This window comes from Clostridium rhizosphaerae (genome assembly GCF_016765585.1).
GTDB classification, from domain to species: Bacteria; Bacillota; Clostridia; order Clostridiales; family Clostridiaceae; genus Clostridium_AT; species Clostridium_AT rhizosphaerae.
On the sequence record NZ_JAESWC010000014.1, the window covers coordinates 130,050 to 145,698 of the forward strand.

General features: G+C 32.1%; 17 protein-coding genes and 7 tRNA genes. 10 read left to right on the forward strand and 14 right to left on the reverse strand.

The window, feature by feature from the left end; all coding sequences use genetic code 11:
- Positions 1–97: 97 nt before the first annotated feature.
- Positions 98–1,189, reverse strand: a complete 1,092-nt coding sequence (locus tag JK636_RS16605) for a GGDEF domain-containing protein (RefSeq protein ID WP_202750117.1) — start codon at positions 1,187–1,189, stop codon at positions 98–100.
- A gap of 73 nt (positions 1,190–1,262) precedes the next feature.
- On the reverse strand, positions 1,263–2,183 hold the full coding sequence (locus JK636_RS16610; RefSeq protein WP_202750118.1) for a hypothetical protein: 921 nt from the start codon (positions 2,181–2,183) through the stop codon (positions 1,263–1,265).
- A gap of 228 nt (positions 2,184–2,411) precedes the next feature.
- Here JK636_RS16610 and JK636_RS16615 point away from each other — a divergent pair, with 228 nt between their 5' ends.
- Entirely contained in the window at positions 2,412–3,092 is a 681-nt protein-coding gene (locus JK636_RS16615) for a phosphatase PAP2 family protein (protein ID WP_202750119.1), read from the forward strand.
- Positions 3,093–3,122: 30 nt separating this feature from the next.
- Here JK636_RS16615 and JK636_RS16620 read toward each other — a convergent pair whose 3' ends face one another.
- The 3 genes from JK636_RS16620 to JK636_RS16630 all read right to left on the reverse strand — a co-directional run bounded on the left by JK636_RS16620 (position 3,123) and on the right by JK636_RS16630 (position 4,503).
- Entirely contained in the window at positions 3,123–3,440 is a 318-nt protein-coding gene (locus JK636_RS16620; RefSeq protein WP_202750120.1) for a putative signal transducing protein, read from the reverse strand.
- Between the two features lie 124 nt (positions 3,441–3,564).
- Complete coding sequence (locus tag JK636_RS16625) at positions 3,565–4,290, reverse strand: EcsC family protein (protein ID WP_202750121.1); 726 nt, start codon at positions 4,288–4,290, stop codon at positions 3,565–3,567.
- An 18-nt stretch (positions 4,291–4,308) separates the two neighbouring features.
- Positions 4,309–4,503 (reverse strand): FmdB family zinc ribbon protein, encoded by a 195-nt coding sequence (locus JK636_RS16630; RefSeq protein ID WP_202750122.1) that lies wholly within the window; start codon positions 4,501–4,503, stop codon positions 4,309–4,311.
- Positions 4,504–4,681: 178 nt separating this feature from the next.
- On the opposite strand from JK636_RS16630, the gene JK636_RS16635 reads away from it, so the two are divergent.
- The 3 genes from JK636_RS16635 to JK636_RS16645 all read left to right on the forward strand — a co-directional run bounded on the left by JK636_RS16635 (position 4,682) and on the right by JK636_RS16645 (position 7,596).
- Entirely contained in the window at positions 4,682–5,875 is a 1,194-nt protein-coding gene (locus tag JK636_RS16635) for a S8 family serine peptidase (protein ID WP_202750123.1), read from the forward strand.
- A gap of 74 nt (positions 5,876–5,949) precedes the next feature.
- Positions 5,950–6,465 carry a ferritin gene (locus JK636_RS16640; protein WP_202750124.1) on the forward strand — a complete coding sequence of 172 codons (516 nt, stop codon included), beginning with the start codon at positions 5,950–5,952 and terminating at the stop codon, positions 6,463–6,465.
- Between the two features lie 318 nt (positions 6,466–6,783).
- Complete coding sequence (locus JK636_RS16645; protein WP_243428256.1) at positions 6,784–7,596, forward strand: DUF2935 domain-containing protein; 813 nt, start codon at positions 6,784–6,786, stop codon at positions 7,594–7,596.
- A gap of 531 nt (positions 7,597–8,127) precedes the next feature.
- On the opposite strand, the gene JK636_RS16650 is transcribed toward JK636_RS16645, so the two are convergent.
- Positions 8,128–8,310: a hypothetical protein gene (locus tag JK636_RS16650; RefSeq protein ID WP_202750125.1), complete on the reverse strand. Its 183-nt coding sequence runs from the start codon at positions 8,308–8,310 to the stop codon at positions 8,128–8,130.
- A gap of 181 nt (positions 8,311–8,491) precedes the next feature.
- A complete protein-coding gene (locus JK636_RS16655; protein ID WP_202750126.1) occupies positions 8,492–9,688 on the reverse strand; it encodes a M23 family metallopeptidase in 1,197 nt (398 codons plus the stop codon).
- 212 nt (positions 9,689–9,900) lie between these two features.
- On the opposite strand from JK636_RS16655, the gene JK636_RS16660 reads away from it, so the two are divergent.
- From JK636_RS16660 to JK636_RS16685, 6 genes are all read left to right on the forward strand, one after another.
- Positions 9,901–10,890 carry a DnaD domain protein gene (locus tag JK636_RS16660; protein ID WP_202750386.1) on the forward strand — a complete coding sequence of 330 codons (990 nt, stop codon included), beginning with the start codon at positions 9,901–9,903 and terminating at the stop codon, positions 10,888–10,890.
- Positions 10,883–11,863, forward strand: coding sequence for an ATP-binding protein (locus JK636_RS16665; protein WP_202750127.1), 981 nt, complete (start codon positions 10,883–10,885; stop codon positions 11,861–11,863). Before JK636_RS16660 ends, JK636_RS16665 begins: the two co-directional genes overlap by 8 nt.
- 164 nt (positions 11,864–12,027) lie before the next feature.
- Complete coding sequence (locus JK636_RS16670) at positions 12,028–12,702, forward strand: glycosyltransferase family 2 protein (protein ID WP_202750128.1); 675 nt, start codon at positions 12,028–12,030, stop codon at positions 12,700–12,702.
- A gap of 25 nt (positions 12,703–12,727) precedes the next feature.
- Entirely contained in the window at positions 12,728–13,069 is a 342-nt protein-coding gene (locus JK636_RS16675) for a DUF2304 domain-containing protein (protein WP_202750129.1), read from the forward strand.
- On the forward strand, positions 13,062–13,415 hold the full coding sequence (locus JK636_RS16680) for an EamA family transporter (RefSeq protein ID WP_202750130.1): 354 nt from the start codon (positions 13,062–13,064) through the stop codon (positions 13,413–13,415). Before JK636_RS16675 ends, JK636_RS16680 begins: the two co-directional genes overlap by 8 nt.
- An 11-nt stretch (positions 13,416–13,426) precedes the next feature.
- Positions 13,427–14,716, forward strand: coding sequence for an ArnT family glycosyltransferase (locus JK636_RS16685; RefSeq protein WP_202750131.1), 1,290 nt, complete (start codon positions 13,427–13,429; stop codon positions 14,714–14,716).
- Between the two features lie 176 nt (positions 14,717–14,892).
- Here JK636_RS16685 and JK636_RS16690 read toward each other — a convergent pair.
- From JK636_RS16690 to JK636_RS16720, 7 genes are all read right to left on the reverse strand, one after another.
- A tRNA-Asp gene (locus JK636_RS16690) sits at positions 14,893–14,969 on the reverse strand.
- Between the two features lie 29 nt (positions 14,970–14,998).
- Positions 14,999–15,074: transfer RNA gene (locus tag JK636_RS16695), tRNA-Val, on the reverse strand.
- A gap of 6 nt (positions 15,075–15,080) precedes the next feature.
- A tRNA-Glu gene (locus tag JK636_RS16700) sits at positions 15,081–15,155 on the reverse strand.
- A gap of 13 nt (positions 15,156–15,168) precedes the next feature.
- Positions 15,169–15,243, reverse strand: a tRNA-Thr gene (locus tag JK636_RS16705).
- 7 nt (positions 15,244–15,250) lie between these two features.
- Positions 15,251–15,327: transfer RNA gene (locus JK636_RS16710), tRNA-Asp, on the reverse strand.
- Between the two features lie 28 nt (positions 15,328–15,355).
- Positions 15,356–15,431: transfer RNA gene (locus JK636_RS16715), tRNA-Val, on the reverse strand.
- A gap of 6 nt (positions 15,432–15,437) precedes the next feature.
- A tRNA-Glu gene (locus JK636_RS16720) sits at positions 15,438–15,512 on the reverse strand.
- Positions 15,513–15,649 lie beyond the last annotated feature (137 nt).

Below are 15,649 nucleotides of genomic sequence, written 5' to 3' on the forward strand. Positions count from 1 at the left end.
TATTATATCAAGATTCTTGCATATAGTAAACGTTATCTGCTTTATTTTGATAAATTAAAAAACAGAGTATGCAAGCAAATCCTTGGCACTCTGCCTTTTAAGCTACAACACAGTTTCTACCCTTGCGTTTCCCCTCATATAATGCTCTATCAGTATTTCCAACTGCTTCTTCAATATCAATATTAGAATTATATTCACTTACCCCAAAAGTCATTGTAATTGATACTTTTGTCTCTTTATATATTACAGTAGTATCTTGTACACTTTTTCTAAGCTTTTCCGCCAGTTCCTTTCCTCTCTTAATATTACAATTTGGAAGAAGGATTAAAAATTCCTCTCCTCCCCACCTGGAAATCTTTCCACCATTAAACAACTGGCTTTTCATAATTGCACCAGAAGTAGTTACAACTAAATCACCGCAATTATGTCCATAATTGTCATTAAAAGATTTGAAATTATCAATATCTGCCATTACTAACACAAAGTTCTTTCCCGTCTTTTTAAATTCATTTATATTTTTATTTATTTCATCAATTATCTTCCTTCGATTTAAAAGCCCTGTCAAAGGATCCGTATCAGCTAAAACTTCAAGCCTTCTGTTTGCCTTTCGAAGTCTTTTATCGGCTTTTTCTACAGCCATACAATAATAATAGGCTAAAAATGATAAGGATGAAAAAGTAACAATTATATTATAATTATTAAAAACATTTAGTGTCTTAGCACTCAGATTAACTATTGCATTATTTGCCGCAGAATAATAACCAAGAACTATATATACTACACAAAATAAAATATTTAAAATAACTTTTCCAGGCCTACTTATATCTTTAGAAAAAAATAAAAGCGGAACCAAGCTTAATATGTAATAGTGAAATCCGCTGGGCCATCCAAGAAACATAATAGCTAGAGTTGCATGTCCAACAACCTCGCAAATAGCTAGAACTACAGCATAACCGTGAAATCCTCTTCTATTAATAAAAAAGGCCATGGCATAAATTATACAGCTAAACATATTAAATGCAGCTAAATATTTAATCCCCAGAATAAAAAATACAGTAAGTAAAATTAAATGAACAGCCAGACATAATATACTGGTATAATTTATTACAGAATATAAAGAGTACTTGGAATCGTCTACATTAGATGTCTTTAGTATCTTTCTAAAAAACTTTTTATTCCTAAAGTTCATTAACACTCTCTCCCCCATAGAGAAAATAATTTACAGTTAATTATAACATAATTTTACACTATTTTGAATTGTTTTATTTTTTTAAACAATTTTCAGGATTAATTTTAATTGCCTTCCATGTATTATCTTTATCCTTTACAAACTGCGAAACTTCTATATCCGTCCCATTTGTAAGATTCATAAATACAAATTTATAATCCTTACCATCTGTTCCGTTAATCTCAATATTTTTTATATACCCTTCCTGAGTAGTAGGAAGTCTTTTTTTAATGAGTTTGCACCAATCTCCATAGGCTATATCAACATAAGCTTCTGCATTATGTCTCCAACCATGATAAGCTGCACATAAAAAGTCCTCACCTGTAAGCTCCATGCTTGAAATTCTATATGTATCCTTTTCCTTTTCTATATCTATAAACCCATAGTAATAACCAAAGTATGTATTTCCTTTATCTGAGCCTTCAATAGTCTCCATTTCTACAAAATACTTTATTTTGCCTAATTCAGTAAGCTCATTAGTTATGTTAGCAGCTTTAATCAAATTTATATGTGCAATATTTTCAAAGGATTTTAAAAAAGCATTATAGTCTACCTTGCTTTTATATTTTGATGACAAAAAATTATATGCAATTGGGTATGGCTGTTTTTCCCAACCAATAGTTCCGCAGCCCCCCATTTTATCTTTAGGTAAATTTTCGGCTTCTTGAAGGATACTGAAGTAATTGATAACTGCATCATAGGGTGTTTTAGTTAATTCCTTAGGCAGAACTATATCAGATGGTTTTTCATTAAAATAATCGCCTATAATCTTACTTGCTTCTTTGTTGTTATTTAAAACCGGAAGCTTTGATGGCCTAAAGTACTTTTCCGTCATATTTTCCTCATTTGTATTTACCTTTTTATCCTCCGTATCTTTTTCGTTTTTTAAAAGTACAGCTCCCATTACCATTATATCTTTGTTATTTTTCCCCTTTAGTAGAAATACTGATCCCAAAATACATGCCGCTAAAAAATGCAATGCAATAATGATAATAAATGCCTTTTTAAAATTCTTTAATACTTTAATCTTAAACCTCTCCTAAAGCTTGTTTACTTTATTTATATTCAGTATTTTTAATCATATCTAAAAATATTAATAAAAATTTAAGATTTTTGCCAAGGTTTTATTAAGGTTTACAGCTTAAGCTTATATCGTTGAGAAAATGCAGCAGGAGTTGATGAAATGAAAGGTTCTAAAAAATACATATTGCCTATTGGATGCATGGCACTATTTTTACTTACAGGTGCTTTATATCCAATATTCAATACTGATTCGAGAGGCGTATATTCTTTGGTTACTGGCTTTGATAAAATGATTCCATTTACAAAAGAATTTATAGTTCCATATATATCGTGGTATCCATTCATATTTTTAAGCCTTTTATATTTTTATATTAAAGATTCTGAAATTTATTATAAAGAAATAATAAGCATTATTTTAGGGATGCTTATATCCTATGGGATATACTTTATATTTCAAACAGCAGTCTCAAGACCTGAGCTTTCAGGAAATGATATATTTACAAAACTTGTTGCTCTTATTTACGCAAATGATAAGCCTTTCAACTGCTTTCCAAGCTTGCATGTATTGGAAACTTATCTTATTATGAAAGGAATAAAGACCTCAAGCTGCAAAAATAAGCTTAACAGTTTTATAATTAATAGTGTAGGAATACTGATTATTATATCGACACAACTTATTAAGCAGCATGTAATACTAGATTTGATTTTTGCAATAATTTTAGGTGAGATTATATTTAATTTTATATATAAATTAGATTTAAGTAAGGCTGCTTTCACCATAAAAGCTTTTGTGTTATCTTTATTTGCGAATAAAAAGCCTGAAAATTATTTAAACAAATAGCTCCCTGAAAGGGAGCTATTTGCTTATTATCTATTCTATAAAATCCGCTAAGATCTCTTTTGCTTTTTCTTCATATTCTTCCGGTACTTGAAGCTCCATTGGATTTATTGTAGTAAAAGTAATAATTCCAAAGGTCAGTTCACCTGATACATAAAATGGTATATACTCTGATTGAAGCAAAGATTTAGCTATAGCTATAACTCCTCTGTCAAAGGTTTTTAGCACAGTAACCATAGGTCTATATTCTACTCCATCCTCCTCATTAAGCTCATCAATCAGTTTCTCTCCGCATTCCGGGCATACCTTTATTCCTTCTACATATTCACCCCTACATTTAGGACAAAACATATTTACCCCTCCAATATAATTCTATAACTTAATTATAATACAATTTTTTCAATTTATATCCATATAGTTAATATAATTTAAAATAAAAAAGAGACTGCTCTAAAACAGGCCTCTTTACTAAATTTTAAACTTTCAACTTAAATCTTCTCATTCTGTATGCATTAACTGCAGTCTCACCTAACTTATCTAAAAGCTTATAATTGGCATAGGCGCCTACGGCCGCACCTATTCCCGGTACAAGCTGGAGCATTTTTGCCAAGTCTATATAATCTCTATACTCCTGCTGAAAGGTTCTCCAATCAAAATCATCTACATCCATAGGGAGGCTGTGAACATAATTATCCCAATTTAGCATTTGATTATATATTTCCACCTGCCTTTGTTTACTGGAAAAGGCTAATTGAAATATATATAATATATAAAGTCTCTCCCTATAGTCTCTCACATCGTAACCATATAGACTTGCAATATCAAATAAAAACTTCATTTTTATGCTAAGAAGCAGAGGAAAATCTGCTAATCCAAGCAAAAATCCACCAGCTCCTGTTCCCGCTCCTTCAAGGGCCGCAGTTTTCTTATAAAAATTCAGCTTATCAGTAACGTGCTTTTCTCTTTCTTCCAAACTTCCTTTAATAATAGGACTGCCAGTTATAAATCCAGAGCCCCACAGCACAGCCTTTGACATATTTTTGATGGCTTCTGTCATTATATTATGTACCTTATCAGGAATCAAACTGTTTGTCTTTCTTTGAATTCCCTTAGTCATTTTATCTATAATAGAAGGCTTTTGTGAAACCTTTCTCTGCCATTCCTTTAGCTCAGCTAAGGCTTTTTGTTCATATAGGTTCATATTTACCCCTTACAAGGCTTAACTACCACAGCCAGAGCAGCCTTGACAGCTTCCTCCGCTGCAGCCGCCTCCTTTTCCATAAAATTTTCCTTTATATATTCTTTTAGTACTCTCACTTCCGCATTTAGGACACTTTATTTCTTCATCAGAACTCTTTACAATCTCAAAAAAACTGCTGCCGCATTTTTCACATTTATAATCAATTAAAGCCATATAAATATCTCCTTCCCTATACATCATACATCTTTAGTAAGTTTATATAAAATTATTCAAACCCTCTTATAATAATTATATGTCAATGAAAATTTATATTCTATAATTTTCTATTTAACTGTATCAATATAAAAAACCAAACATAGTATATAATGGTATGAATTTTACGGAGGCCACTATGTTCTCTTTAAAAAACAAATTAGACTATAACTTAAAATCAGCTATAGCTAATAACAGCTATAAACACTACAGAGTAATAATTCAATGTAAAAATTTAAGAGAAAGTATAGAAAATAAAATAAAATCATATAAAGCCGAACTCATTAGATCTATCCCCTCCATTGATTGTATCAGTGCAAGTTTATCTGCCAGTGCGATAGAAAAACTTTTAGAAAACCCTGCAGTAGCTTATATAGCCTTTGACTCTATGGCTTTTTTATGCGGTTCAAGCGTTCTCAGCTCAAATGGAATAACCTTTCAAGAAAGATATAAGCTTACAGGCAAGGGTATTGGAGTTGGAATTGTAGACAGCGGCACATATCCCCACACTGATCTTTTAAGCCCAAGCAGTAAAATAAAAAATTTTACTGATATTTTAAGCGGATTGAGATACCCTTATGACGATAACGGTCATGGAACTTTTATGAGCGGCATAATCTGCGGCAGCGGACTTTCTTCAAAGGGAATGTATAGAGGTATTGCTGAAAACAGCCATCTTTATTCTGTAAAAGCCTTTAACAGTATAGGTAGAGGCTTTGTTTCGGATATCCTTTATGCTATAGAACTTATCATAAATGATTCCTCCGAATATAACATAAAAGTAATTTGTCTTCCTTTCGAAGTAGTTGATAATGATCCTTTTATTATTTCTCTATTTTCAAAGCTTTTTGATTTGTGTGTAAAAAAAGGAATCACTGTGGTAGTACCAAGCGGTAACAGCGGATGTAAAGAAAGCTCTATAAAAGGTATAGCAACACTTCCAAATTGTATTACCGCAGCTGGTTTAGATACAAGAGGCAGCATTAAGCCTTATATTTATTCCTCAGCAGGCCCCTATGGAAGACTTGAAAAACCTGATTTAGCTGCTGCATGTGTAGATATATGCTCAATAAATACAAACAAAGATTATATTTCCGAAAGAAACGGCTCAAGAGTTTATGCTTATCCTTTAGATAATCCTTATACTACCTATAACGGAACTTCTTGTGCTGCAGCTTTTGTAAGCGGTGTATGTGCTTTACTTTACGAGAATAACCCTGAGCTTTCCTTTAATGATATTCTTTCTCTTTTAAAGGTTTCATGCAATCTGTTAGACATATTTAAATGGTCACAAGGAGCCGGCATGATAGATATGCATAAACTTTTACCATAAGTACACCTTGAATTAAATTATATAAACAGGTTACAATGATATGGAATACAAAAGAATTTGGAAGGAGAGTTAAAATGCTTAGTGAAAAACTTATTGAGCTTATTAATAAGCAAATCAACTATGAATTTTTTTCAGAACACGTTTACCTTGCCATGTCTGCCTACTGCGCTGATCAGGATTTAGATGGACTTTCTAATTTCTTTAGGGTACAGGCAGAAGAGGAAAGATTTCACGCAATGAAGTTTTTTGATTATGTTATTGATATGAATGCACGAGTTAGAATTAAAAATAATCCAGAGCCAAGAAATGATTATAATTCTATGCTGGATGTGTTTAAAGCAGCTCTTGAACATGAAAAGTCTAATACAAGAAACATATATGAAATAGCTGACGCTGCTACCGAGGAGAGAAATCACGCTACAATAAGCTTTTTGAAATGGTTTATTGACGAACAGGTAGAAGAAGAAGCCCTAATGAATTCACTCATCAAAAAACTTGAACGCATAGGAGATGACAGCGCTGCTCTATATATGCTTGACACCGAGCTCGCTGCAAGAACCTTTGTGCCTCCTACAACTTCAAATGTCTGATGACAAATTAGCGAGGGCAAGACACCTTAAACCTATCGCATGTTATTTGAATTCTATGAAACTTTTGCTTCACAGATAAGACTAATAATTAAAAAATTTATAAATCCTAAATCCTATAAACTCTCTTCCTTCAGACAATATAGGATTCTTAACGGCTTTATAAATTTTTTAATTAAAGTCTTATTGCTGCTTGCTCAAATGTTTCTATGTATTCAAATAACATGCTAAGTTTAGATATCTTGCCCTCACTTTTTGTACACATATATAAACCTTCCTTCATATAATAAATATGGATTAATATGTAGGGAGGAATTTTCATTGTATATATCACCTGATTTTGAAGAATCCGTTCGCTTTGAGCACCGTTTCTGGCTGCAAATATTAGGAGATCATGCTAGATTTATTCTTAACACACTTTCTCCAAATGAAATGGAGAAGATAGAAAGAACCAAAACTTTTATTAATACTTTTGATAGATATTTGGATAAGGCAAGAGAAAACTTAACTGGTCCAGCTTTAGATGCATTAACAGAAGAAGCTTTCAGATTAACCAAAAAGTTTAGGATATTTAAACTTGAAATCTTAAAAGAGCATTTAGTTGGAAAAGTAGAGATAAATCTTCCTCCAACCTTTATAAATCATATGGTAAATGAGTTGGATGAATATTTAAATATCCTCAATTGCTTTTTATCAAATGTCTACCCGGAGGCACCAGCCATTCATCATCATATACTTTGGCTATTAGACGGGGTCGGTCATGCAAACTCAATTAATTCTAATCTTGACGATGTAGAAAAAGATTTGAAGAAAAAAAGCAAAGAATTCGCTAAACACTTTGATGCACTTCATATGAAGGCAATGGAATTTGCAGGTTATATGAGAACTAATTTAAGCAAGTTTCCTGCCCTGTCAAGACTCAACAAGCAGGCTGAGCTTGAAATGCTTTTATTTATGAACTTTTTAAAGGAACTTGAGGATTTAAGATTAGATAAAGAAGCCTTAGGTATAATACAACCTTTAATGCTTGACCATATGTTTAGAGAAGAATGTTACTATCTAACTAAGCTCTCACAGGTTTCAGAAGTTAAAGGACCGGATTGCAACCCTGCAAAACCAAGAATTGAAGAATAAAATAGAAACAGCAGCTGATTTTATGAACGGCTGCTGTTTTTTACTGATAACTTAAAGTGTACTTTTCTTTTTGATATTATATATGTGAAAAATAATAGAACAATGGATAGGACAATATAAAAAAGCTTTATTTTAATTATATCACTTTTAGGGCAATCAAAATATTGATAAATATGTCCCAGTATACCTTTTTCCTGAGTAATCTTACATCTCCACAAAGCCTCTTCAATCAAGTAATAAGCCGTAATTAAGGAGGTACTTACGGCTATATTTCTTGTAATAAACAGTATTAAAAGGCTTAGAGATAATATAAAAATGTTTGTGGTAGCAGAATAAAAAGCTATCTCTTTAAAGGGCAACAGCCTAGAACCACTCGGCATTAATTTGTTATACAAGCTATATATTAGCAAAGGTTACACCATAAAGCATAATATATAAACCCAATATTGCTCCAAGCTTTCTAAGCATAAACTTATTTGTTCTGCTCCCTCCTACTTATAATTATAATCTGTAATATAATCGTAAAATAAATCATCTTTTAATAATTTTATTTATTATATTAAACTTATATTTTTCAAATAAAGATGTAAGTACATAATAAATAATGAAAAAATTAATCCCAAAAACTATCGAAAACTTATTAAGTCCTCTTACAATAATGCATATAAGAAAAACAACTAAAGAAATTGCCATTGATTTAAGCAATATTTTCATATAATTACCTCCAAAACTTTTAATAATGTATTCTACTTTTTTACATTTATCTATAACTTATAAAAATAATATCATAAATGGATTTTCTAAATCTATATAATTTCGTAAAACATCATTTTTACAGCGCAAAAATTTAATACTAACATAAAAAAATCCCCGCTAGGGGATTTTTCTTCATTTTTCATTTATTGAGGTACGCTATTGGATCCTTCGCAACACCATTAACTCTCACCTCAAAATGAAGATGAGGACCTGTACTGTTTCCTGTGTTTCCTACCTCGCCGATTTTATCACCTTTTTTAACTGTATCGCCTACAGCAACTTGAATCTTGCTGCAGTGACCATAGGCTGTTAAAACTCCATCAGCATGTTTTATTTGAATAAAGTTTCCGTAGCCTGTTTCCCAGCCCGCATAAGTTACAGTACCGTCAAGGGCTGCATAAATTGGATCGCCTATATTTGCTGCAATGTCTATACCTTCATGCATTCTTCCCCATCTTGCTCCAAAGGCTGAGGATATTGTTCCTCTTGAAGGCGTAGTTAAATAAGCTAATCCTGCTACAGCAGTTTTTGGCTTTCCCTGGAGAACTATTTTATTTTGAGCTTCAGTTATAACCTTCTCACTTAAGGCTGTTGTGCTTATAACTTTGTTATTTTCCATAACAACTTCTTTAACAACTAATTTCTGACCTTCTTTGCCGCTGCTTTGAACCTTAGTCTGTCCTGATGGTATACTGTCTGATGTAGTGACACTGGTTCCAGGGCTTATAACTTCCTTAACTTCCTCTGTACCTTTTAGCTCAAAAGCTACTACTGGATTTTTAAATCTAGAATTTGCTTCCTTTACTCTTTCCACAACTTCATCTATGCTGTCTATATTTGATATGATATCCTTCTGTTTTGAATATGTGATTTCGGTTTTTAATTTGCTTTCTTTAATGGAAAGACCGCTTTTAGCTGTGTAGTAGTCCTTTAATTTATCTAAAGCCTGCTTGCCTTCACTCTCACTTGCTACTAAGCCTATTTGCTTTTTATTAGCAAAAATCGCACAGCCTTCTACTTCCATCTTAGAATTTTGAAGTATTGTTTGTTTTAAAGCCTTGTCACTTACTACAGAACCCTCCTGCACTCTTACCTTGTTTACAGCTATGCTTTCCTTAAATTGTGAGGTTCCAAATCTGTTTTTTATTTCTTGTTCCAATGAATTAACTATATCTAAACTTTTTGGGTCTTCGATGCTATAGGCTACTACCTTATCACCAATGCTGATTTCATAAGCATTAGCTTTATTTTCTGTAATAAAGATATAGGATGTAGTAAAGGTTCCAAACACCGCTGCAATAATTATGTATTTTTTACATTTGTCGAAAAACTTCAATACTATCTCTCCTCTCACCTTAAGTAATATAACCAAATTTGACAATTATTATAATTATTTTTCTATAAAATACTAAAATATGAATAAAAATTTACTAGCTGTTAATATTTAAGATATCCTATATGCTGTTGTTACTACCTCTATATTTTGTTATAATTATTATGTACGATACCACATATTGTATAAAATTAGCAAAGGAAGGTTGTTGTTTGATGAGCACTTTTATGTTTAAGAGTAAAGCTCAAGATTACACGCCTGTAAGCAACGTTTTCATAGATAACTATATGACTAAAGCACGTGGAGATTTTGTTAAGGTATATATACTTGGGCTTAAATACTGTACTTCTGGAGAGCTTGGAGTAAGCTCCTCAATAATGGCGAGCACTCTCCACTTATTAGAGACAGATGTTTTGAATGCATGGAATTATTGGAATGATGAAGGCGTAATAAAAATGATTCCTATTGATAACATGGGAAATTTCAGTATACAATTTTCAGATTTAACGGAACACGCTGTAGAAAGCAGCGAAAATGTAAACTTACTTCAAGAGTTAAACAAAAATACAACAAAGGATATGCTGCAGGATATAGAAAAGCTTGTTGGCAGACCTCTTTCTACAAAGGAAATGAGTCTTTATATAGGCTGGCAGAAGGAATATAATTTTCCTCTTGAATTAATTCTTCTTCTAATACAATATTGCGTTTCCAAAGGCAAAACTGATTACAGATATATAGAAAAAATAGCTATTGCCTGGTATGATTCTAAGATTAAAACTATTGAGGAAGCACAATCCTTTATTAAAAGACATGAAGATAAATGGATTAAGATTAAAAAGATATTAAATTATCTTGGTATAAAAGATGGGGAAGTTATGAAACCTCAAGAAGATATGCTGGATAAGTGGATTAATATTTATAAGTTCCCTTTAGATGTCATATTTAGAGCCTGCGATATATGTTTCGAAAGAATAAACAAAGCAGAATTTAAATATATCGATGGAATTTTGGGAAGCTGGTACAAAGATGGGCTTACAAACCTAGAAGATATAGCCAAAAAGGATGTTAAAACTACGCAAATTAAGAGAACTACTAATTACAAACCAAATACAAATAGTACCTTTAATAACTTTGAGCAAAGAACCTATAATTTTGATGAACTTGAGAAAAAGCTCTTAGGATGGGAGAATAGCAGTGATGATTAAAGGATATCAGGCTGAGATATTAAAAATTTATGATACCTTAAAAGATAACGAGGAAAAAGCTTTAGCTAAAAGAAGAAAAGAGATTGAAGAAAACCTTCCTCAGGTTTTAGATATTGAACGTCAGATTGGAAAGCTGAGTGTTGAGGTTTCTATAAGCGCTTTTAAGGATATTAAAAACAGAGATGAGTATTTAGATAATTTAAGAGAAAAAATCAGAGACCTTAGAGTGCAAAAATCAGAACTTCTTTTTTCGCACGGCTATGCTATAAATTATTTAGATATGAATTACAAATGTGAAAAATGTAAAGACACAGGCTTTATCGGTAATTCAAAGTGCTCCTGTTATAAGCAGAATCTAGTTAAGATTTATTATAAAAACTCTGACTTAAACGAACTTACAAAGGACAATAATTTTGACAACTTTAATATTGAGTATTATTCTTCCAGGAAAGCTTCTAACGAGCCTGAGAGCCCAAGAAAAACCATGGAGAAGATAGTAACAAGATCTATGAGTTTTATTAGAAACTTTGATTCCTCAAATGAGAACTTCTTGTTTTACGGAAATTCCGGAACAGGAAAGACTTTTCTATCTAACTGTATTGCAAAGGAGCTTTTAGATAAGGGTTATCTAGTAGTTTACAGGACGTCAGAAAGTTTAATTCAAAATCTAAAAACTATACGTTTTAATGGTGATGAGCTTTTAGAAGATTTAATAGTAAACTGTGATTTACTTATAATTGATGACCTTGGAACTGAGCAGATAAGCGATTTTTCAAAGACAGAACTATTTAACTTATTAAATAAAAAAATACTTAAAAACAAAAAAATGATTGTATCTACTAACTGCACCTTGGAGGAAATACTTCAAATTTACTCTGAAAGAATCAGTTCAAGGCTTCTCGGAAACTTTGGACTATATAAGTTCTTTGGTGATGATATCAGAATAAAGAAAAATTTAAGTAAGGCTAAATAAAAAATTAAGCAGTAAAACTATAAATTACTGCTTAATTTTTTTATTTTTTGCACTTTTGGCACCTTTTCGTACATTCTTAAGAAATTCTTAAGAATCATGAAAGATACTCTTTAAAATTAAGTACTATAATTAAAAATGACTTAACTGGAACAAGGAGGTTCATGATGAAAATATTGGTTATAATACCGGCGTATAATGAAGAGGCTACTATATATAATGTAGTAACAAATATCTATAAATGCAATTTAGGTGTAGATGTTTTAGTAGTCAATGATGGTTCTAGCGATAATACTTGTGAGCAGGCATCACAAGCAGGAGCAAAAGTTATAAATCTTACTCATAATGTAGGTATAGGCGGTGCTGTACAAACTGGTTATCTGTATGCATCATATAATGATTATGATATAGCAATCCAGATTGATGGTGATGGTCAGCATAATCCTTCGTATCTTCCTCAACTTATTCAGCCTATTATTGATAATACAGCCGACATGACTATTGGTTCACGTTTTATAGATAGAACCAATTATGTTCCAAGCTTATTTAGAGGTATAGGAATAAAGTATTTTTCAAAATTGGTTTCTTTAATTATACATCAGCCGGTTTTTGATACTACTTCCGGCTTTAGAGCCATAAACAAAAAAACTATAAAGCTTTTCTCACATTATTATCCATCAGACTATCCGGAAGTTGAAACTATAGTAAGCTGCTGCTCTCATGGTATCAGATTAAAAGAGATACCTGTAGAAATGAATTACAGGCAAGGGGGAAAATCCTCTATAACACCTATAAAATCAGCATACTACATGATTAAAGTTACACTTTCAATCATCCTTTAAAATAATTAAATATAGGGGGTTAAATATGAATGCATATTTATATTGTATATTTTTATCACTAATATTTATGTTTGTAACAATCTATTATTCTCGAAAAAGGAGCCTGGATCTTAGATATTGCATATTTTGGCTTGCCATTTCATCAGCACTAATTATTTTAAGTATTAACAAAAATATATTAGACACTATTTCAAAGAGGATTGGGATTTATTATCCACCTGCGCTTTTATTTGTTACCGGAATAATCTTCAGTTTCTTATTAGCCTTTATACTAACAATTGAAGTTTCAGATTTAAAGAGAAGAGTTATAAATTTAACACAAGAACTTGCTATACTAAAAAGTACTTCGGAGGCTGACGATGAATAAACTATACGGATTGCTAGCTATTAATATATTGTTATTGGTTTCTGGACAAACTCTTTGGAAGATAGGCTTGAATAACACTGCTCTTCAATTTAACTTAAGCTCAGTAATAAAATTATTTATGAATGTATATATTTTTTCAGGACTTGTCTTATATGGCTTTGCAACTATGATTTGGTTTTACATTTTATCAAAAGCGGATTTGTCCTTGGTTTATCCTCTTCAGAGTTTATGCTATGTTGCAGCGGCTTTTGCAGCAATTCTTGTATTTAAAGAGAAAGTTCCTCCTACAAGATGGGCAGGAATACTCCTTATAGTTCTAGGAGCTTATTTCGTATCAAAAAAATAGGAGGATATATAATGTTTAGTTTAAAAAACGAATCGCGATTTACAAAAATTATTTTATTAATTATACCAAGCATATTTTTCTTAATCTGCTTGTATACAATATTCAAATACGGAAATTCTACTTTGCTCGGAAGCTTGGAAACTTATGATAATGATGATGTTAAATATATAAGAAGTGCTCGTACTTTACTTGATACAGGTGTATTAACTTATAAAAACACAACTAGTCCTACAGTTTTTATAATGCCCGGTTTACCTTATGTTTTATCATTTTTCATGAAACTATTTGGTACAATGAACGGTGTTGCTGCCTTCAGAGTTATGCAAGCTGTTCTTCAGGCACTTTCGCTTTTATTAATATTTTTCATAGGAAGAAAAGTTTTTAATAGTAAAATAGGCTTAATTGCTGTATTCTTGGATGCTATATATATACCTGAAATCTGGGCATCTAATCTAATTCTTACCGAAGTTATATTTAAATTTCTATTTTTACTGCTTATTTACTTTTGTTTATATGCTGTTGAAAATAAGAAAACTATATATTACATAATAGGAGGCATAATATGGGGACTTTCAGCATTATTCAGACCGCCTATAGCTCTTTTTCCTATAGTTATATTGATTATGTGGATAAAGGGAAAATATAGTATTTCTTCTATTATTAAATATACTGTTCTAGTATCCTCTATCTTTGTTATGATAATGAGTCCTTGGTGGATACGTAACTACAAATTATTTAATACATTTATCCCATTCACTGTTTCAAGCGGGAACCCTATGCTTCAAGGAACTTACATAAACTATAATGACGAAGATGGAAGTGATTCATATATAGATAGATCTCACTTTAAATACACTGATGATGAGATAGAAAACGACAAAACTGAAACCGAGATTGCAAAGCTTCGAATAAAAACTTTAGTTCCTCAAAAACCACTGCAATATTTATATTGGTATACTGTAGGTAAGACTGTTCATCAGTTTAGTTCTCCTTTTTATTGGAGAGAAATATTAGGTTTTGAAAGTATATCTGTACTAAAATATCATCTATTTTTAATAACCTTATTTATCGTAAGTATTTTTATCTTCTTATTTAAAAGAAAGACCTACAACAATTTCTCACTGCTGATTAATTCTGTTATTTATTTAAACTGCATATATCTTCCTTTCTTCTGTTTTTCAAGATATATGTTTCCTATAATGCCTATAATATCTATCTCTGCAGCTTTTGTTATTTCCGAAGTAAAAGAACTTTTGATAAAATTGATTTATTTATGTCGTAATCGTCCCTATGTTATATAAATATTTATATATTTTTAAGAACAAATAAATATAAGAATAAAAGAATATAAGAATATGTGGGTTTTCTGCAAGCTACAATCTTATTAATTTATTTTTAATATATCCAATGCAAGAACTTTATTGCATTGGATATTTAATACAAAATAAAAAAGTATAGTTTTTCAACTATACTTTTTTGGCGACTCAGAAGGGGCTCGAACCCTCGACCTCCGGCGTGACAGGCCGGCACTCTAACCAACTGAGCTACTGAGCCATATTTTATTTTTAGTGATTAACTCACTATGGTGGGCACAACAGGGATCGAACCTGTGACCCTCTGCTTGTAAGGCAGATGCTCTCCCAGCTGAGCTATGCGCCCATAGTGTGGTGACTCATGGGGGAATCGAACCCCCGTTACCACCGTGAAAGGGTGGTGTCTTGACCGCTTGACCAATGAGCCATATTAAATTTAGTGGAGCTGGCAATAGGAATCGAACCTACAACCTGCTGATTACAAGTCAGCTGCTCTACCGTTGAGCCATGCCAGCATAATAATGGCGACTCAGAAGGGGCTCGAACCCTCGACCTCCGGCGTGACAGGCCGGCACTCTAACCAACTGAGCTACTGAGCCATATTATTTTTTAGTGATTAACTCACTATGGTGGGCACAACAGGGATCGAACCTGTGACCCTCTGCTTGTAAGGCAGATGCTCTCCCAGCTGAGCTATGCGCCCATAGTGTGGTGACTCATGGGGGAATCGAACCCCCGTTACCACCGTGAAAGGGTGGTGTCTTGACCGCTTGACCAATGAGCCATGTTTTGTCTCAGCCGCCTTGGCGACCCGACATAGAATATAATACATAAAATTTTAACTTATGTCAACAGATTTTTTTATATTTTTTTCTTTTTTTTATTGTTACATTTTACCTTGTACAACAAGCTCTCTATATC